The 19,060-nt window shown below is 66.5% G+C and carries 17 protein-coding genes; 10 read left to right on the top strand and 7 right to left on the bottom strand.

Going from position 1 to position 19,060, the window contains the following annotated elements:
* Nucleotides 1-54: 54 nt before the first annotated feature.
* The gene (locus GGR25_RS13075; protein ID WP_183399214.1) at nucleotides 55-1,005 is read left to right on the top strand and encodes a LysR family transcriptional regulator; all 951 of its coding nucleotides are present in this window, start codon (nucleotides 55-57) and stop codon (nucleotides 1,003-1,005) included.
* Here GGR25_RS13075 and GGR25_RS13080 read toward each other — a convergent pair.
* A complete protein-coding gene (locus GGR25_RS13080) occupies nucleotides 950-1,342 on the bottom strand; it encodes a RidA family protein (protein ID WP_183399215.1) in 393 nt (130 codons plus the stop codon). The two genes, GGR25_RS13075 and GGR25_RS13080, sit on opposite strands and share 56 nt — an antisense overlap.
* A 321-nt stretch (nucleotides 1,343-1,663) precedes the next feature.
* Between GGR25_RS13080 and GGR25_RS13085 the strand changes: the two genes are divergently transcribed.
* The 6 genes from GGR25_RS13085 to GGR25_RS13110 all read left to right on the top strand — a co-directional run bounded on the left by GGR25_RS13085 (nucleotide 1,664) and on the right by GGR25_RS13110 (nucleotide 7,784).
* On the top strand, nucleotides 1,664-2,677 hold the full coding sequence (locus GGR25_RS13085; RefSeq protein WP_183399216.1) for an ABC transporter substrate-binding protein: 1,014 nt from the start codon (nucleotides 1,664-1,666) through the stop codon (nucleotides 2,675-2,677).
* A 104-nt stretch (nucleotides 2,678-2,781) separates the two neighbouring features.
* Entirely contained in the window at nucleotides 2,782-3,582 is an 801-nt protein-coding gene (locus GGR25_RS13090) for an ABC transporter ATP-binding protein (RefSeq protein WP_183399217.1), read from the top strand.
* Complete coding sequence (locus GGR25_RS13095; protein ID WP_183399218.1) at nucleotides 3,579-4,433, top strand: ABC transporter permease; 855 nt, start codon at nucleotides 3,579-3,581, stop codon at nucleotides 4,431-4,433. Before GGR25_RS13090 ends, GGR25_RS13095 begins: the two co-directional genes overlap by 4 nt.
* A gap of 2 nt (nucleotides 4,434-4,435) precedes the next feature.
* Nucleotides 4,436-5,749, top strand: coding sequence for a cytosine deaminase (locus tag GGR25_RS13100; protein ID WP_183399219.1), 1,314 nt, complete (start codon nucleotides 4,436-4,438; stop codon nucleotides 5,747-5,749).
* A gap of 21 nt (nucleotides 5,750-5,770) precedes the next feature.
* Complete coding sequence (locus GGR25_RS13105; RefSeq protein ID WP_183399220.1) at nucleotides 5,771-7,186, top strand: FAD-binding oxidoreductase; 1,416 nt, start codon at nucleotides 5,771-5,773, stop codon at nucleotides 7,184-7,186.
* 7 nt (nucleotides 7,187-7,193) lie between these two features.
* Entirely contained in the window at nucleotides 7,194-7,784 is a 591-nt protein-coding gene (locus tag GGR25_RS13110; protein WP_183399221.1) for an NAD(P)H-dependent oxidoreductase, read from the top strand.
* Nucleotides 7,785-7,808: 24 nt separating this feature from the next.
* Here GGR25_RS13110 and galU read toward each other — a convergent pair whose 3' ends face one another.
* On the bottom strand, nucleotides 7,809-8,690 hold the full coding sequence (gene galU / locus GGR25_RS13115) for a UTP--glucose-1-phosphate uridylyltransferase GalU (RefSeq protein WP_183399222.1): 882 nt from the start codon (nucleotides 8,688-8,690) through the stop codon (nucleotides 7,809-7,811).
* Nucleotides 8,691-8,833: 143 nt separating this feature from the next.
* On the opposite strand from galU, the gene galE reads away from it, so the two are divergent.
* From galE to GGR25_RS13130, 3 genes are read left to right on the top strand one after another with little or no spacing between them, the layout of a single operon-like run.
* Nucleotides 8,834-9,826: a UDP-glucose 4-epimerase GalE gene (galE, locus tag GGR25_RS13120; RefSeq protein WP_183399223.1), complete on the top strand. Its 993-nt coding sequence runs from the start codon at nucleotides 8,834-8,836 to the stop codon at nucleotides 9,824-9,826.
* A 24-nt stretch (nucleotides 9,827-9,850) separates the two neighbouring features.
* Nucleotides 9,851-11,119, top strand: a complete 1,269-nt coding sequence (locus GGR25_RS13125) for a lytic murein transglycosylase (RefSeq protein ID WP_246409614.1) — start codon at nucleotides 9,851-9,853, stop codon at nucleotides 11,117-11,119.
* 44 nt (nucleotides 11,120-11,163) lie between these two features.
* Nucleotides 11,164-12,414, top strand: coding sequence for an SGNH/GDSL hydrolase family protein (locus tag GGR25_RS13130; protein WP_183399224.1), 1,251 nt, complete (start codon nucleotides 11,164-11,166; stop codon nucleotides 12,412-12,414).
* 15 nt (nucleotides 12,415-12,429) lie between these two features.
* Here GGR25_RS13130 and GGR25_RS13135 read toward each other — a convergent pair whose 3' ends face one another.
* The 5 genes from GGR25_RS13135 to GGR25_RS13155 form a co-directional block, all read right to left on the bottom strand.
* A complete protein-coding gene (locus tag GGR25_RS13135; protein ID WP_183399225.1) occupies nucleotides 12,430-13,299 on the bottom strand; it encodes an RNA polymerase factor sigma-32 in 870 nt (289 codons plus the stop codon).
* A 302-nt stretch (nucleotides 13,300-13,601) separates the two neighbouring features.
* Nucleotides 13,602-14,432 carry a CarD family transcriptional regulator gene (locus GGR25_RS13140; protein ID WP_343068051.1) on the bottom strand — a complete coding sequence of 277 codons (831 nt, stop codon included), beginning with the start codon at nucleotides 14,430-14,432 and terminating at the stop codon, nucleotides 13,602-13,604.
* 187 nt (nucleotides 14,433-14,619) lie between these two features.
* Nucleotides 14,620-14,958, bottom strand: coding sequence for a ferredoxin FdxA (fdxA, locus tag GGR25_RS13145; protein ID WP_183399226.1), 339 nt, complete (start codon nucleotides 14,956-14,958; stop codon nucleotides 14,620-14,622).
* 116 nt (nucleotides 14,959-15,074) lie between these two features.
* A complete protein-coding gene (locus tag GGR25_RS13150) occupies nucleotides 15,075-15,470 on the bottom strand; it encodes an RNA-binding S4 domain-containing protein (RefSeq protein WP_183399227.1) in 396 nt (131 codons plus the stop codon).
* Nucleotides 15,471-15,485: 15 nt separating this feature from the next.
* Entirely contained in the window at nucleotides 15,486-18,818 is a 3,333-nt protein-coding gene (locus GGR25_RS13155) for a helicase-related protein (protein ID WP_183399228.1), read from the bottom strand.
* Nucleotides 18,819-19,060: the final 242 nt, after the last annotated feature.

Genomic DNA, 19,060 nt, shown 5'->3' on the forward strand with positions numbered 1-19,060 from the left:
GTTCGATCCATCGACTAATGTGCTATGTTTCATTCGATCAAAGCGAATGAACCCATGACGCTCGAGCAACTTCGTATCTTCCTGGCCGTCGCGGAGCGCGAACACCTCACACGCGCGGCCGAGCATCTGCACCTGACGCCTTCGGCGGTCAGCGCCGCGATCCGTGCGCTCGAGGATCGCCATCAGGTGCGCCTCTTCGACCGTGTCGGGCGGGGAATCGCGCTGACCGAGGCCGGCCTGCTCTTCCTGGGCGAGGCGCGGGCGATCCTCGATCGGGCGGCGGCCGCCGAGGCCATGCTGTCGGATCTCGGCAATCTGGCGCGTGGTGCGCTGATCATCGGCGCCAGCCAGACCACGGCCAGCTATCACCTGCCGCAGCTGCTGATGGCATTCCATGACGCGCATCCGGCGATCACGCTCCGCCTTCTGACAGGCAATACGGAGACGATCGGTCAGGCCGTCGTCGAAGGGCGCGTGGAGCTCGGCTTCATCGAGGGGCCGTTTTCCTCGCCGCTGGTCGAGCGCGTCGCCGTGGCTGAAGACGAACTGATCGCGCTCGTCGGGCCGGGGCATCCTTGGGCTGAGCGAGAAGGCCTCGGTGCCGATGACATCAGGGCGGCGCGGTGGGTGCTGCGCGAGGAGGGGTCCGGGACGCGGGCGACCTTCGAGCAGTATCTTCAGTCCGTCGGACTATCGATCGGCCAGCTCGACGTGGCGCTCGAACTCCCGTCCAACGAAGCGGTGCTGTCGGCCCTTGAAGGCGGCACCTGCGTCGCGGCGCTCTCTGTATCGGCCGCCGCTGCGGCGATCGATGCCGGACGGGTGATCCGCGCGGATCTCGGCCTGACGCGGCGCACGCTCGCCATGATCCGCCACCGCGAGCGCCATGCGACGGCGGCGATGCGCGCGTTCGAGACGCTCCTGTTCGCGCGCGGCCCGTGGCGCGCCGTCAGTCGCGCCGCGCCGCCACCGCCTCGACCTCGACCAGAAATTCCGGCCTCGTGAAGCCGGAGACGATATAGAGCGTGGAGGCGGGCAGGGGGTCGCTCACATAGCGGTCGCGCACGCTCATATAGCGGCGCATGTCCTCGCGCTTCGTCACGAAGGCGGAGAGGCGGACGATGTCCGCCATGTCCATGCCGCCGGCCGCCAGAATGCTGCGGATCGCCTCGAAGCAGATTTCCGCCTGTTCCTCGACGCTCTCGGGAACCGTGTCGTCGGCCCGGACGCCGAGCTGCCCGGACGTATAGACGAAACGGCTCCCGGAAGGCACCTCGACGCCATGGCTATAGCGGCCGAAGGGTGGGCGGATGTCGGAAGGCGTGACGGGCCGGTTGGACATGGACGATGCCTTTCTGCGTGGTCGGGCGAGGCTAGAAGCGCCTGGCGCGGGCCGCAAGAGCACCGCGCCGCGTGTCGCACAGCCAATAGGCAATCTGTCGCAGTGCGCTGGGGTGGAGTCGTGATTTGCCTCTATACTAGGCAAAAGCCATCCCCTAGATTGGCTGATGATGGCACGGGAGAGCTCTGCGGCGCCGCGATGGCGAGGCCGATGGCGCACAATCCGGTGGCACACGTCTTGCGAGCGAACGGCGTCCGCGGCGGCTGCCTGGATGCGGGACGGGCAGGACCGGAACGCGGCGTCGAAGAGAGGGACATAAGAATGGGACGGACGAAAAACGGGGCATTGGCGGCGGTGGCGGGCGCATTTGCGCTTTTCGCGGCCGGTCAGGCGATGGCGCTCGACGAGGTGAGCTTCGGCACCAACTGGCTCGCGCAGGCGGAGCATGGCGGCTTCTATCAAGCCGTTGCCGATGGCACCTATGAGAAATACGGCCTCAAGGTCACGATCGTTCAGGGCGGGCCGCAGGCGGCCAACCGCGCGCTGATGCTGGCCGGCAAGACGCAGTTCTTCATGGCCGGCAATCTGCTGGAGCCGTTCTCGGCCGCGCAGGAGGGCATTCCGCTCGTCGAGGTCGCGGCGATCTTCCAGAAGGAGCCGCAGGTCCTCATCGCCCATCCCGATACGGGAATCGAGAAGTTCGAGGATCTCGCCAAGCTGCCGACCATCTTCATGGGCAAGGACGGCTATGCGTCCTATTTCCAGTGGATGAAGTCGGCCTATCCCGGCTTCACCGACGAACAGTACAAGCCCTACACCTTCAATCCGGCGCCGTTCCTGGCGGACAAGCAGTCGGCGCAGCAGGGCTACATCACGTCCGAGCCTTTCGAGATCGAGAAGCAGGGCGGCTTCAAGCCGAAGCTCTTCCTTCTGGCCGACAGCGGCTTCGACACCTATTCGACGCTGATCGAGACCACGCAGGACTATCTCAAGTCCAATCCGGACGTGGTGAAGCGCTTCGTCGAGGCGTCGATCATCGGCTGGTACAATTATCTCTACGGCGACAACAAGGCCGCCAACGATCTGATCAAGAAAGACAATCCGGAGATGACGGATGAGCAGATCGCCTTCTCCATCGCGACGATGAAGGAGTATGGCATCGTCGATTCCGGCGAGGCGGAGAAGGGCGGCATCGGCTGCCTGACGAAGGAACACATCGAGTCCTTCTACGGCAAGATGGTCAAGGCCGGCGTCGTCAAGGCCGGGCTCGACCTGGCGCCCGTCTATTCGACCGAATTCGTCTGCAAGGGCGTCGGCAAGGAACTGAAGAAGTAGTGCAATATGGGCGCGCCGCCTGCCGGTCACCGGCGGGCGGCGCCGTCTTTCTTCGGCCGCGCGCGGCCTTGCGAGGGTTTTTCTCTGTGTCTTCGGCAGTGAGCATGAACGCGGTCGCACCGTCCGGGAAGCCGATCGTCCGGCTCGAGCATGTTTCCAAAACCTTCTCGAACGGGACGATCGCCCTCAAGGACATGTCGCTGACGATCGGCGAAGGCGAGTTCGTCAGCCTGCTCGGCCCGTCGGGCTGCGGCAAGTCCACGGCGCTCAGGATCATGGCCGGGCTCGGCGATGCCTCGACCGGGCGGGTCGAATGGCCGACCATGCCGCATGATGCGTCCGGCAAGCCGGAGCGCGAGATCGGCTTCGTGTTCCAGGAGCCGACGCTGATGCCCTGGGCCACCGTCTACAAGAATGTCTGGCTGCCGCTGCGGCTGCACGGCGTCTCGAAGGCCGCGGCGCGCGAGCGCGTCATGTCGGCGCTCGAGATGGTCGGCCTCGACAAGTTCGCCGACTCCTATCCGCGCGAGCTCTCCGGCGGCATGAAGATGCGCGTCTCGATCGCGCGCGCTCTGGTGACCCGCCCCCGCGTCCTGCTGATGGACGAGCCCTTCGCCGCGCTCGACGAGATCACGCGGCAAAAGCTCAATGACGACCTTCTGCGCCTTTGGGAGCAGTTCGGCTGGACCGTCGTGTTCGTGACCCATTCGGTGTTCGAATCTGTCTATCTGTCGAGCCGGATCGTCGTCATGGCGGCCCGACCCGGCCGCGTCATCGATGAAATGGAAGTCGACGCGCCGCATCCGCGCGGCGTGGCCTTCCGCACCTCGCTGGAATATGGCGAATTCTGCCGCCGGGCGTCGCAGTCGCTGCTCTCGGCCATCGGAGCGAACGACCACCTATGAGTCAGCTGGATCAGAGCGGCGCGGTGCCGGCCGCTGCCGAGAACGCCGCGCCGGCGGTTTCCCTCTCGGGCGAGCGGGTCTTGCGGGTCATCGTGCCGCTGGTGATGCTCGCGGCGCTGGTCGGGCTCTGGGCCTGGTATGTCCAGGCCTACAACATCCCCAAATACATCCTGCCGAGCCCAGCCCTCGTCGCGCAGTCGCTCGTCAATGATTGGCCGATCCTCGGTGCGGCCCTGCTCGTGACGCTGAAGATCACCTTTGCCGCGCTCGCCATCGCGCTCGTCGGCGGCGTCGTCCTCGCCGTCCTCCTGGTGCAGTCGAAATGGATCGAGCTCGCCATTTCGCCCTATATGGTCATCCTGCAGGTGACACCGATCGTCGCGATCGCGCCGCTGATCCTGATCTATGCTCCGTCGACCCAGGTTGCGCTGCTTGTCTGCGCCTGGATCGTCGCCTTCTTCCCGGTATTGTCCAACACGACGCAGGGCCTCAAGAGCACGGATCACAACCTGCTCAACCTGTTCGAGCTCTATGGCGCCTCGCCGCTGCAGACGCTGTTCCTGCTGAAGCTGCCTGCGGCGCTGCCCTATTTCCTGGCCGGCCTGCGCATTGCCGGCGGCCTGGCGCTGATCGCGGCCGTGGTCGCGGAGTTCGCCGCCGGATCGGCCGGCGCCGGATCCGGCCTCGCCTTCCGCCTGCTCGAATCGCAGTATCGCCTCAACATTCCGCGCCTGTTCGCGGCGCTGCTGCTGCTGTGCGCCACCGGCGTCGCGATCTACGGCGCGACCAGCCTCATTTCACATCTGATGCTGCGGCGCTGGCACGAGAGCGCCATCCGGCGGGAGAATTGAGCATGGGCACGGGATTCGCGGCGCTTCCGCGGGGCGGGCGCTATGTGCTCGCCAATGCCACGCTGCCGCAGGCGGTGGTGCAGGGCTATGAGGGGCAGGATGTCGGCGAGGGGCTGATCCGCGCCGATATCGTCGTCACCGATGGTGTGATCGAGGCGCTCCGTCCGGCCGGTTCGGTCGGCGGCATCGCGGCATTCGACATGGATCACGGCCAGGTCTGGCCGACCTTCGTCGACATGCACACCCATCTCGACAAGGGCCATATCCTGCCGCGGGCGCACAATCCCGATGGCACGTTTCCCGGCGCGCTGGCCGCCGTCGAGGCCGACCGCGACGCCAATTGGTCGGCGGACGACGTGCGCGCCCGCATGGATTTCGCGATCCGCTGCGCCTATGCGCATGGCACCTCGCTGATCCGCACGCATATCGACAGCGTGCCGCCGCAGTTCCCGGCCTCGTGGCCTGTCTTTTCCGAGATGCGCGAGAAATGGGCCGGCAAGGTCGAGCTCCAGGGCGTCGGCCTGACGCCGATCGACCGCTATCTCGACGCGGCGTTTTCCGAGCGCCTCGCCAACACGATCGTCGAGCATCGCGGCGTGCTCGGCGGCGTCACCTTTATGATCCCGGAACTGCGCGAGGGGCTGAAGCGGCTGTTCTATCTCGCCTCCGAGAACGGGCTCGACATCGATCTCCACGTCGACGAGACGGCCGATCCGGCGGCGCGTTCGCTCGCCGTGATCGCCGAGGTCGCGCTCGAGACCGAGTTCGAGGGCGAGGTGGTCGTCGGGCATTGCTGTTCGCTGGCGCGGCAGGAGGAGGCCGAGGCCGACCGGACGATGGATCTCGTCGCCGCGGCTGCGCTTTCCGTCGTCTCGCTGCCCATGTGCAATATGTATCTGCAGGATCGTCATCGCGGCCGCACGCCGCGCTGGCGCGGCGTCACGCTGCTGCATGAGATGCGTGCGCGCGGCATCCGCGTTGCCGTCGCCTCCGACAACACGCGCGATCCCTTTTACGCCTATGGCGATCTCGACGCGCTCGAAGTCTATCGCGAGGCCGTCCGCATCCTGCAACTCGATCATCCGATCGACCTGGCGCCGGAAGTGGTCACGACCACGCCCGCCTCCGTCCTGCGGAGGCCGGAGCACGGCCGGATCGCGGTCGGCGGCAAGGCCGATCTGGTGTTGTTCCGCGCGCGGAGCTGGACCGAGCTGCTTTCGCGCCCGCAAGCCGACCGCACGGTCGTCCGGGACGGCGCCGCGATCGACCGGACGCTGCCCGACTATCGCGAACTCGATTTCCTCTTTGCCCGCTGAACAGGCCTTCGGACGCTCACCATGACCCGCACCTTCGCATTCGACCTCGACGCTTTCCGCAAGGATCTCGACGGCATCGCGATCGAGGACAATCCCGCGCTCGTGAAGCAGAAGAGCCGCGATTTCTTCTGGTATTCGCCGATCCTCAAGGGGCAGCTCGAGCATGTGACCGGCGATCTGGTGGCGACGCCGAAGGACGAGGCCGAGGTCATCCGCATCCTCAAGGCCGCGTTCGCGCATGATGTCCCGGTCACGCCGCGCGGCGGTGGCACGGGCAATTACGGCCAGGCCATGCCGCTCTCGCGCGGGCTCATCCTCAACCTCGCCGAGATGAACAAGGTCAAGGCGATCCATCCGGGCCGCGTGATCTGCGAGCCGGGCGCGATCATCGCCCAGATCGACAAGGAAACGCGGGCCCATTCCGGCCAGGAATTGCGGCTGCATCCTTCGACCTATGCGACCGCCAGCATCGCCGGCTATGTCGCCGGCGGCTCCGGCGGCGTCGGCTCCATTCGCTGGGGCGGGCTGCGCGATATCGGCAATGTGCTGCGCCTCCGCGTTGTCACCATGGAGGCCGAGCCGCGGATTCTCGAGCTGACCGGCTGGGAACTGCACAAGGTCATGCATGCCTATGGCACCAACGGCATCATCACCGAAGTCGAGATGCCGCTGACCGCGGCCTATGACTGGGTCGACGTGCTCGTCGGCTTCGACCAATGGATGGACACGGTCCGGTATTGCGACGCGCTCGGCAATGCCGACGGCCTGTTGCTCAAGGAGATCGCGGCCATCGCGGCACCGGTGCCGCACACCTATTTCCTCCGCCACCAGAAGTTCATTCCCGAGGGCAAGTCGGTCGCCGTCCTGATGGTCGCGCCGCATGCGATGGACGCCTTCCTGGCGTTCACGGCTCGCGCCAAGGGCGAGGTCCTGTTCCGCGCCGATACGGCCGCCGACCCCAAGGGCCTGCCGCCCGCCTATGAACTTGCCTGGAACCACACGACGCTGCGCGCGCTCCGCGTCGATCCGTCGATCACCTACATCCAGACGATGTTCGCGCCGCCGACCCATATCGAGAAGATCGAGACGATCACCAGGCTGTTCGGCGACGAGGTCCCCGGCCACCTCGAATTCGTCCGCTTCGACGGCAAGATCACGCCGATGGGGCTCTCGCTGATCCGTCACACGACGAATGAGCGGCTCGAAGAGATCATGCGGCTGCACGAGGAGAATGGCTGCCCGATCTTCAATCCGCATCGCTATACGCTGGAGGAGGGCGGCATGAAGCAGACCGACCTCGTCCAGCTCGACTTCAAGCGCGAGGCGGACCCCAAGGGCCTCCTCAATCCCGGCAAGATGATCGCTTGGGAAGATCCGAGCTTCGACTTTGCCGCGCAGAAGACGTATTTGTTCCCGGGACTGCAACAGACGGGGTGATGGCTCCATGCGCGCGCTCGTGGTCTATGCTCATCCCGTTCCTGAGAGTTTTGGGGCGGCGGTCAGGGATACGGTCGTCGCGGCCCTCGGCGAGGCCGGGCACGATGTCCGCCTCGTCGATCTCAACGCGATCGGCTTCAATCCGGTCATGAGCGCCGACGAGCGGCGGCATCACTTCGATCAGGGCGTGAACGAGGTCCCGGTTGCCGATCAGATCGAGCACATCAAATGGTGCGAGATGCTGGTCTTCGTGTATCCGACCTGGTGGTACGGTCTGCCCGCCATCCTCAAGGGCTGGCTCGACCGCGTCTGGGTGCCGCACGTCGCCTTCCTGATGCCGGCGCACGAGGGCCAGAACATCCGCCCGGCCATGCAGCACATTCGTCGCATCGTCGTGGTCACGACCTGCGGCGCGAACTGGTGGCTGTCGAAATGGGTCGGCGAGCCCGGCCGCCGCACATTGCTGCGCGGCATTCGCACGCTGGCGCATCCGCTGTGCAAGACGCTCTATCTCGCCCACTACAAGATGGACAGCTCAACGCCGGAAAGCCGGGCGCGATACCTCACGAAAGTGCGGAAGCGGCTGGCCCGTCTCTGAGCCGCCGCTCCCGCAACCTTCGTGTCACTTGCCGGCCAGCAGTGCCTCCAGCGCCGGACGGAATTCGTCGGCGATGTCCTTGCGTCCGAGGGCGAAGGCGACATTGGCGGTGAGGAAGCCGACCTTGCTGCCGCAGTCATAGACCTGGCCGTCGAAGCGGCAGCCATAGAAATACTGGCGGTCCATCAGCCGCAGCATCGCATCCGTCAGCTGGATTTCGTTGCCGGCACCCTTGCTCTGCTTGGAGAGCAGATCGAAGATCTGCGGCTGCAGGATATAGCGGCCATTGATGTAGAGGTTCGACGGCGCGTCCTGCGGCTTCGGCTTCTCGACCATGCCGTTGATGCGGAAGGCCGGGCCTTCGAGTTCGGCACCGATGCCGACGATGCCATATTGGTGGGTCTCCGCCGGGTCGCATTCGCTGACGCCGAGCAGATTGCCGCCCGTCTGATTGTAGACCTCCACCATCTGGGCGAGGCAGCCGGGCTCGCCGCGCATCACCATGTCCGGCAGAAGCACGGCGAAAGGCTCGTTGGCCACCAGTTCGCGCGCGCACCAGACCGCATGGCCGAGCCCGAGCGGCACCTGCTGGCGGGTGAAGCTCGTCGCGCCCGGCTCCGGCAGGTCGCGCGCGAGCAGATCGAGCGCCTCCTGCTTGCCGCGGCCCGACAATGTCGCCTCAAGTTCATACTGAACGTCAAAATGATCCTCTATGACGGCCTTGTTGCGACCGGTCACGAAGATGAGATGCTCGATCCCGGCCTCGCGGGCCTCGTCGACCGCATACTGGATCAGCGGCCGGTCGACGACGGTCAGCATTTCCTTGGGCATGGCCTTCGTGGCCGGCAGGAAACGGGTACCGAGACCGGCTACGGGAAACACGGCCTTGCGGATCGGAGCAGTCATGAATGCCTCACGGTTGGATGCGGCGGCACTTTAGCCGAGGATTCTAACAACAAAACTAACGCAGCGCTTTGGATCCTCACCACTTGCAAGACTTCCTTCACACGTTGAGGGTTCATTAACGATATGAAACGCATGAGGACGGGATGACGGTACTTGTCACAGGTGGTGCAGGCTATATCGGCAGCCATATGGTGTGGCGCCTGGTCGATGCGGGCGAGTCCGTCGTCGTGCTGGACCGCCTCACGACCGGGTTCGAATGGGCCGTGGCGCCCGAGGCAAAGCTCGTCGTGGGCGAGGTCGGCGACGAGGCGCTCGTCGAGCGGCTGATCCGCGAGCACGGCATCAACGCGATCATTCACTTCGCCGGTTCGATCGTCGTGCCGGAATCGGTCGCCGATCCGCTCGGCTACTATCAGAACAACACGGTTCAGTCGCGCGCCCTGATCGCCACCGCGATCCGCTGCGGCGTCCGGCACTTCATCTTCTCGTCGACCGCCGCCGTCTATGGCGACGCCGGCACCAAACCCGTCGTCGAGACGGCGTCGACGCATCCGCTCTCGCCCTATGGCCGATCGAAGCTGATGACCGAATGGATGCTCGAAGATGCCGCCCGCGCGCATGATTTCAGCTATGCGGCGCTGCGCTATTTCAACGTGGCGGGCGCCGATCCGAAGGGGCGGACCGGCCAGTCGACCCGTGGCGCCACCCATCTGATCAAGGTCGCCTGCGAGACCGCGCTCGGCAAGCGCGACCGGATCGAGATCCTCGGCACCGACTACGACACGCCCGACGGCACCTGCGTGCGCGACTACATCCATGTGAGCGACCTCGCCAATGCGCATGCCGATGCGCTCGCCTATCTGCGCGCGGGCGGCACCAGCCTCGTCGCCAATTGCGGCTATGGCCACGGCTATTCGGTGCGCGAGGTGGTGGACGCGGTCCTGCGTGTCTCGGGTGTGGATTTCACGGTCGTCGAGGGCCCGCGCCGGGCCGGCGACGTGCCCGCCGTGGTCGCGGACGCGACGCTGGCGCGCACGCGGCTCGGCTGGCAGCCGGCGCATGACGATCTCGACGAATGCGTCGCGACGGCGCTGGCCTGGGAAGAGGCGCTGTCGAAGCGCAACCGACTGGACTGAAGAGACGATAGGGAGGACGTGACGATGATGGCGACCGGAACCATTGCTGCCGCCAGGATGCCCATGGGGGTCCGGCGTCCGTTCGCCCTCGCCGCAGCGGCCCTTCTGGCTGTCGGCCTGATGCTCTGTGCCGGCGGCGCCGCGTTCGCTGATGCGGCCGGCGCGCGCTTCGTGCAGTCCTTCTGGCCGACCGCCAAGAAGGCCGGCATCTCGCGGAGCGTCTATGACCGGGCGCTGGCCAACTTCACGCCCGATCCCGACGTGCTCGCCAAGGCGAGCAATCAGGCGGAATTCGTCAAGCCGATCTGGGAATATCTCGACGGCGCGGTCTCGGCGAAGCGGCTCGAGAATGGCCGCGAGGCGCTCGCCACCTATGGCCGCCAGCTCGCCCAGATCGAGGCTGCCTATGGCGTGGATCGCTATGTCGTCGTCGCGATCTGGGGGATGGAATCGTCCTATGGCCAGGTCCTCAAGAACGAGAAGATCGTCAAGAACACCATCCGTTCGCTGGCGACGCTCGCCTATATGGGCGGATCGCGGGCGAAATACGGCCGCCAGCAGCTCATCGCGGCGCTGAAGATCCTGCAGAAGGGCGACATCACGGCGCGTGGCATGACCGGCTCCTGGGCCGGCGCCATGGGCCACACCCAGTTCATCCCGACCACCTATCTGGCCTATGCGGTCGATGCCGACGGCGACGGCCGCCGCGACATCTGGAATTCCGAGGTCGATGCGCTCGCCTCGACCGCCAATTACCTCGCCAAGATGGGCTGGCGCCGCGGCGAGACCTGGGGCTACGAGGTCGAGCTTCCCGCCGGCTTCGACTGGCGTCTTGCCGACGGTTCGAAATCGGCGCCGCTCAGCCAGTGGCGCAAGATTGGTATCACGCGGGTGGCGGGCCGACCCTTTCCCCAGTTCGACGAGACAGCGCGGCTCTATGCGCCCGCGGGTGCCGGCGGACCGGCCTTCCTGCTCCTGCCGAATTTCCGCGTCATCAAGCGCTACAACAACGCCGATGCCTATGCGCTCGGGGTCGGACATCTCTCCGACCGGCTGAGGGGCGGCGGCGCCTTTGTCTCCGGCTGGTCGCGCGACGCACGGCCGCTGACGAGCGCCGAGCGCGCCGAGATCCAGGAATTGCTCGCCCGCCGCGGCTTCTACCAGGGCACGGTCGACGGCAAGATCGGCGAGGGCACGCGGACGGCGATCCGCACCTATCAGCATCGCGCCGGGCTGGTTGCCGACGGCTATCCCTCGACCGAGTTGTTGCAGCGCCTGCGTGCTGGCGGATAGAGTAGACCCGGCTCCGGGGGGCGGATTGTCCGGGTGACTTTGTGATGCGGCGCGCACGTTCCGGGTTGTTTCTTGTCCTGCTGGCGGCGCTGGTCGGTGTCATAGCCGCGCCCGCATCGGCGCAGTCGTTCCGTGGCGGGCCGACGGGCTTTCTCGATCGCCTGTTCGGCCGCGAGCGCGAGGTGGCGCCGCCGGCGGATATTCCCGACGTCGCCCCGCGGGCAGGCCGGCAGCCGCAGGCCGGGCAGAACCCCGGCCAGGCCCCGCGCAAGAAGGCGCCCGCGCAGCCGAGCGAGCCGCCCTATGCGGTCCTCGACGTGCAGCCGAAGAACGCCGATGCCAAGCGCGTCCTCGTCGTCGGCGATTTCATTGCCGGCGGTCTCGCCTGGGGCCTCGACCAGGCCTTCGCGGACGAGCCGCGGGTCGAGATCCTCGACCGGACGGAAGGCTCGTCCGGCTTCGTGCGCGACGACCATTACGACTGGGCCGCGACGCTGCCCGAGCTGCTCTCGACCGAGAAGCCGGACATGATCGTCGTCATGATCGGCACGAATGACCGCCAGCAATTCCGCACGGCCGACGGGCGTTTCGCGCCGCGTTCGGAAGAGTGGCAGAAGCTCTATCAGCAGCGCGTCGATCGCTTCCTGCTGGCGCTCCAGTCCTATGGCAAGCCGGTCTATTGGGTCGGCGAGCCGCCGATGCAGTCGGCCGACAGCGCCGCCGACATGGCCTATCTGAACACGCTGTTCAAGGCGCGCTCCGAGGCCGTGGGCGCGAGCTTCGTCGACATCTGGGATGGCTTTGCCAGCGAGGACGGCAAGTTCGTCTCGCGCGGTCCCGATGTCGACGGCCAGATGCGGCAGCTTCGCTCTGGCGACGGCATCAACTTCACCAAGGCCGGACGGCGCAAGCTCGCCTTCTATGTTGAGCGCGAGATCCGCCAGGATGCCGGGCTCGGTTCCGGTGCCAGCACGGCCACCATGCTGAACCCGAACCAGACGACGGAGATTGGACCGGACGGAAAATCGCGCGTGGTCGGGCCGATCGTCTCGCTGACCGACCCGCCGCCCGGCGCGGCCGATGCGGCGCTGGCCGGCGGCGAGCCGACCGCGGCAGCATCCACCACCGGGGTTGCCTATAGCCTGACGGTCAAGGGCGATGCGCCGCCGGCGCCGCCCGGACGCGCCGACGACTTCGCCTGGAAGGCGCCACGCTCCGATGAGGAAGCCGCCGCCACGCGCAAGAGCGTTGTCGACGGCATCGTCATCCTCCCGGCGGCGGCACCCGCTCAGTAGCGGCGCGGACCGACCTTACGAGAAGGTCGGACGCTGATGCGGATGGTCGCGCGTCAGGGCGAGCCGCAGCTTCTCCAGCGCGCGGCTCTCGATCTGCCGCACGCGTTCCTTCGAGATGCCGAGCGTGGCGCCGAGCGATTCCAGCGTCTCGCCATCATCCTTGAGCCGCCGCTCCTTGAGAATGCGGGCCTCGCGGGGCGACAGCGTCGCCATGGCGTCCTGCAGCCACCCGCTCCAGCGGCCGGTATCGATCTCGTCCTGCACGAGTTCGTCCTGCAGCGGCGCGCCGTCGACGAGGAAGTCCTGACGGTCGGATGACGCCGATTCCCCATCCTGGATCGGCGCGTTCAGCGAGAGATCCGAGCCGGAAAGCCGCGCATCCATCAGCGCGACATCGTCCATGGAAACGCCGATGGCGGCCGCGATCTGCTGGTGCAGATGATGCGCCTCGACGGCGATCCCGCCGCGGGCCAGTTTGGCGCGCAGGCGGCGCAGGTTGAAGAACAGCGACTTCTGCGTCGAACTGGTGCCGCCGCGCACGATCGACCAGTTGCGAAGGATGTAGTCCTGGATCGCGGCGCGGATCCACCAGGTCGCGTAGGTCGAGAAGCGGATATCGCGCTCCGGCTCGAACCGCGCCGCCGCCTCCAGCAGGCCGACATTGCCTTCCTGGATCAAATCGGCCATCGGCAGCCCGAAATGGCGGAAGCGCGCGGCTATGGCGATCACGAGCCGCATATGGGAGGCGGTCAGGCGATGCAGCGCGCCCGGGTCGTGATCTTCGCGCCAGCGGGTGGCGAGATCCTTCTCCTCCTCGCGTTCCAGATACGGTGCATGCATGGCCGCCCTGACGTATCCACGTCCTGAAGTCATTGCGCTGCCCATAGGATCACCCGTTTCGCTGTTGTGGTTCCCGATACTCACAATACGAACGAGGCAGCCATTCGGCTTCCGTTGCCGGCACAAAAGGACGTGATTGAACGTGATCGCACGCGATCGGCGGCGATGATCGTGGACGACCGGCCAGATTGGCCGGCACCAAATGCAACGAGGCGCCCGGACAGGGTCCGGACGCCTCGTTTCAATGGCTCGTCAGCCTTGGCCGACAAAGCTTCTAGCGGCAGGTGATCTTCGGCGGGGTCGCGGCGTGGCGTGGGAGCGCCTGCGTCAAAATCCCGCAGAAGGGATCACGCCGCCTCGTCGTGCTCGTCATCCTCGGCCGTCTCGACCGCAACATTCTCCTCGTCGCCCTTGCCGCCACGGCGCGGGCTCTTGGCGAGGTTCTGCTCGATCTGACGGATCGCCTCGGTCTCGGAGATCTCGCTGACGGCGGCGATCTCGCGCGACATGCGGTCGAGCGCGGCCTCGTAGAGCTGCCGCTCCGAGTAGGACTGCTCGGGCTGCGATTCCGAACGATAGAGGTCGCGGACCACTTCGGAGATGGCGATCAGATCGCCCGAATTGATCTTGGCCTCGTATTCCTGCGCGCGGCGGCTCCACATGGTGCGCTTGACGCGCGCGCGGCCACGGATGGTTTCCAGAGCCTTCTTGACGATCGTTGTATCGGAGAGCTTGCGCATGCCGACCGAATTCGCCTTGGCGACGGGGACACGCAGCTTCATCTTGTCTTTCTCGAAGGCAATGACGAAGAGTTCAAGCTTGATGCCGGCCACTTCCTGTTCCTCGAGGCCGACAATCTCGCCGACGCCATGCGCCGGGTAGACGATCCGCTCGCCCGTCTTGAAATCGGAACGTTGGGTGGTCTTCTTTATTGCGGCCATACGCGTATTGACTCCCTTGCGGTTACGGTCCCAGCTCGCCAAGCCAGAGGCCGGATCTCGGTAATCCGTCCGAAGCATCGCTTCCGCGCAACCAGCCGATGCCGAGACGCAAGGTCCGGCGGCGAACCGGCTGGTCCGCACATTCGCAACATCAGCCGATGGGAAGATCGCTTTGCCCGCAGAGATGGGCGTGATCAGCAGAAATTCAATCGCGCAAAAATTCAGGCGCACCGCCACGTGCACCTGAACGTCAACGAGCTGAAGATTGAGGGCTGATCACAAACCAAACACCAACACGGTGCGGCGACGCCTTAGAGCATTTACCGACTGTGTTGGGTATATATCACAAAATACCCGAAAAACAAAGTCTTGCCGTCGCCGCCCGGAGGGCCGCGCGTAAAAGCGGTTCAGAGCGGTAGGCGGATCAGTCGCCCTCGCCCGGCTTCTCGGAGAAGTGCGCTTCCAGCTTGTTGGGGACGCCGTCGAACTCCTTCGCCTCCGGCAGAGGGTCCTTGCGCACCGTGATGTTGGGCCACTTCTCCGCATATTCCGCGTTGAGCTTCAGCCACTTCTCAAGACCCGGCTCGGTGTCCGGCTTGATCGCTTCCGCAGGACATTCCGGCTCGCAGACGCCGCAGTCGATGCATTCGTCCGGATGAATGACGAGCATGTTGTCGCCCTCATAGAAGCAGTCCACCGGACATACTTCCACGCAATCCGTGTACTTGCAGCGAATGCAGTTGTCGGTCACGACATAGGGCACTTGAGCCTCCTGCGGCGGGCATAACGCTTTCCCGCGCCGAGCGTTGGGGTAAACGGTTTGGCGCGAGCGTGCAAGGATTCGCCGTTCGCCCGCGACGACGTGTCAGGAATGGTTGTCTATTCGTCGCCGTCCCGCGAAAAGTCAGTTTCGGCGAAGGGCGTTCCGGCGTGAAAAGCGTCCAGGGCGCGACGATCCCGCTTGGTCGGGCGCTGCCCGCCCGACGACGGGGCAGAGGGGTCGGCGGGCTCCGTCAGATCCTCGTAGAGCGTCTGCGCTTCCGCCGGCGGGCCGCGGCGCACGCCCGGCGCGACCACCTTCAGCACGCGGATCTGCCGCTCGAGGCGGATGGTCAGCACGTCGCCCGGGCGGACGAGGCGGCTGGCCGCCTCGACCTTCTCGCGATTGACGCGGACGCGACCGTCCTCGACGAGGCGCTGGGCCGCGGTCCTCGTCTTGGCGAGGCGCACGAACCAGAGCCATTTGTCGATGCGCTGGCGATCCGCTTCGGCCATCGCGCTCCCGGTCCGCTAGCCGCCCCGCTTGCGCGCTTCGAGATCGGCCTTCAACGCGGCGAGCGCGGCGAAGGGCGAGTTCGGATCGATTGCGCGCTCGCGCTTCGGCTCCTCGCGGCGCGGCGCGCCGCCATGATTGCCGCCATGGCTCTTGCCGTGCTCGCCTTGGCGGTGATCCGGACGATCGCCGCGCGGACGATCGCCGCGTCCTTGGCCGCCATGATTGCGTTCGCCCTGCGCGCGCTGCTCGCGATCCTGCTCGCCGCCGCGCGGCCCGCCCTGGCGCTCGGGACGCGGACGGCGATCGTCACGACGCTCGCCTTCGCGCGGCGGGCGGCCATGCCGCGGCTCGGCGTTGCGGCCTTCCGCGGGACGGGCCTCGCCGGCCTCGGCGCCGCCGGCATTGTTCTGGTGGCGCTGGCGGCCGAAATCGCGCTTCTCGTGCCGCTCGCGCGGACGGCGATCGGGGCGGCCGGGACGCCAGACATCGACCATTTCGGGCTCAGTGGGAGCCGCCGCCGTCTCGGCCGTACCGGCCTCGGCCACAGGAGCATCCGCCGTCTCGACCGGCGCGTCGGCGGCGATCTCGGCCGCAGCCTCCGGCTCTTCGACGGGATCCGCGGTCGCTTCCGCGTCGGCCGGCACCTCGTCCGCCTCGGCCGTTTCGGCGGCGACGGGCTCGTCCGCTGCGGTTTCGGGCTCGGCGATCGCCTCGGCCGTCTCCGGCGCATCGGCTTCGACCGCTTCGGGGGCATCGGCAACAATGGCGCGTTCGGCGACGGTCTCGGCCGGAGCCTCGCTCGCCGTGGCCGCGTCCTCGGCGACCGGCGCGTCCTCTGCCGCTACAGCCGGGGCCGGTGCGGGCGCGGCGACCGCCTTGGGCGGGGCAGGGCGGCGTTCGACGCGATAACCGAGCGACTTCAGCACGCCGGCGAAATCCTCGCCCGAGCAGCCGAGCAGCGAGGTCATGGCGACCGTTACCGTGAAGCCATTGCCGTCATAGGCGCCGTCGGGCGGGATCGGATTGTCGGATGTCGGCTTCCAGGCGATGAGCGGGCGGATGATGTCGGCCAGCCGCTCCAGGATGTCGATGCGCACGGCGCGGTTGCCGGCGATGCGATAGCCGACGACGCGATAGAGCGGCTTGGCGAAGGTCGGGTCGACCTGGATGGTCGTGCGGCCGCTGGACGAGAGCTGCGGCAGCTCGGCGAGGCCGGGCATGTCGAGCCCGCCGGCCTTCAGCGCATAGAGCATCGCGTTGAGGGCGCTCGGGGCCGGCTTGAGCAGCGCCGGGACATAGATGTGATGCGCGCCGAAGCGGACGCCCAGCTTGCGCAGTCCGGCGCGCGAATCCTGGTCAAGCGCCTTCATCTCGCCAGCGATCTCGGAGCGCTCGAGCACGCCCTGGCCTTCGGCGAGACGGAACGCGATGCCGCGCGCCTCGGCGGAAAGCTCGGCGCCGGCGAGAAGGTCGAACAGCGGCTTGAGCAGGGTTTCGATATGGCTCTTCAGCCAGAGATCGACCCGGTCCTGGACGCGCTCGCGCGACGGGCCGGTGAGGCTGTCGTCGGCAAGCAGGATGAAGCGCGGCTTCAGCCGGTCGTCGGTCGCGATGATGCGCGCGACCGGCGCGCCGAGCCAGCGCAGCGTGCCGTCGATCGCAAGGGCGAATTCGGTGTTGGGCGCGCGGCCGATCTTCTCGGCCCGCCGCTCGATCTCGCTGGCGAGCGACTTGTGCGCCACCGCGGCAATGGCCTTGGCGTCGGGACCATCAGCCTTTGGATCGGGCGTGAAGCGGAAACCCTGCAGGCTTCCGACATGCTGTCCCTCGACCAGCACATCGCCGGAGGTCGTGATTTCTGCTTCGAGCATCGCGTTTTCTCTGAGCCGCTTCATCAGCACACTGGTCCGACGATCCACGAAACGCTGTGTCAGCCTTTCGTGCAGCGCATCGGACAGCCGATCCTCTATCGCGCGCGTGCGCTCCTGCCAATGGCGTGGATCCGATAACCAGTTCGGCCGGTTGGCCGCGAAGGTCCAGGTGCGGATATGGGCGATGCGATTCGCGAGCGTATCGATATCGCCGTCCGTGCGATCGGCGAAGGCGACCTGCCGTGCGAACCAGTCGTCGGGAACCGCTCCCTGCCGGACGACGAATGAGAAGATCTCGCCCACCAGTTCGGCATGGCTGGCGGGCGCGATGCGACGATAATCCGGAATCTGGCAAATGTCCCAGAGAAGCTGCACGCGTTCGACACCTTTGGCGAGTTCTCGCGTCTCCGCGTCGCGCTTCAGGATCTCCAGCACGTTCACATCTTCCGATGGCGGCGCCTTGGTCAGGCCTTCCATCGCGGGTGGGCGGTCGAGCGAGAGGCGCAGCGCATCCATCGAGCGGAAATCGAGCGCGCGGTTGCGCCATTGCAGCACGCGCACCGGCGCGAAGGCGTGATTCTCGAGCGATTCGACCAGCTCATCCTCGAACGGATCGACCTGACCGGTGACGCCGAAGGTTCCGTCGCGCGTATGCCGGCCGGCGCGCCCGGCGATCTGGCCGAACTCGGCCGCGCTCAGGCGGCGATACTGGTAGCCGTCGAACTTGCGCTCCTGCGCGAAGGCGACATGCTCGACATCGAGATTGAGACCCATGCCGATCGCGTCCGTCGCGACGAGGAAATCGACGTCGCCCGACTGGAACAGTTCGACCTGGGCATTGCGCGTGCGCGGGCTGAGCGAGCCAAGCACGACGGCCGCGCCGCCGCGCTGGCGACGGATCAGCTCGGCGACCGCATAGACCTCGTCGGCCGAGAAGGCGACAATCGCCGAGCGCCGCGGCAGACGCGTGATCTTTTTCGAGCCGGAATAGGTGAGCAGCGACATGCGCGGCCGCGTCATGACCGTGACGCCCGGCAGCAGCTTCTCGATGATGCCCCGCATCGTGCCGGCGCCGAGCAGCAGCGTCTCGTCGCGGCCGCGCAGATTGAGCAGGCGGTCCGTGAACACATGGCCGCGCTCGAAATCGCCGGCGAGCTGGATTTCGTCGATCGCCAGGAACGAGGCATCCGTCTCCGAAGGCAGCGCCTCGACCGTGCAGACGCGGTAGCGCGGATGTGGCGGGACGATCTTCTCCTCGCCCGTGATGAGGGCGACCGCCTCTGGACCGACGCGCGCCGCGACACGGCTATAGACCTCGCGCGCGAGCAGGCGCAGCGGCAGGCCGATCACGCCGCTCGAATGGGCGAGCATCCGCTCGATCGCATAATGCGTCTTGCCGGTATTGGTCGGCCCGAGCACGGCGATCACCTTGCGCCCGTCGGCAACCCCACGCGGGGGCTTCTCAAACTCGGTCATCGCTGCGGGGTCTCGGGACAGGAAAAATCGCCTTCTCGGCGCGCGGCGGGCAGGTGCTTGTACCATGCCGGCACAGAAGCGGGAGACCATCCTGCCTGTAGCGCGGCCGTCTTAACAACCGGAACGAGTCTGGAACAAACACGGTCCGAATCGCTGACTCGATCGATCTTCGCGTTCTGTTCACGGCGACATATGGGGTGCGTAGCGTGGGGTTCCACTATTTTCAGCGCGCCGGGACGCCA

Origin of the sequence: Kaistia hirudinis (assembly GCF_014196455.1) — a bacterium.
GTDB lineage: Bacteria > Pseudomonadota > Alphaproteobacteria > Rhizobiales > Kaistiaceae > Kaistia > Kaistia hirudinis.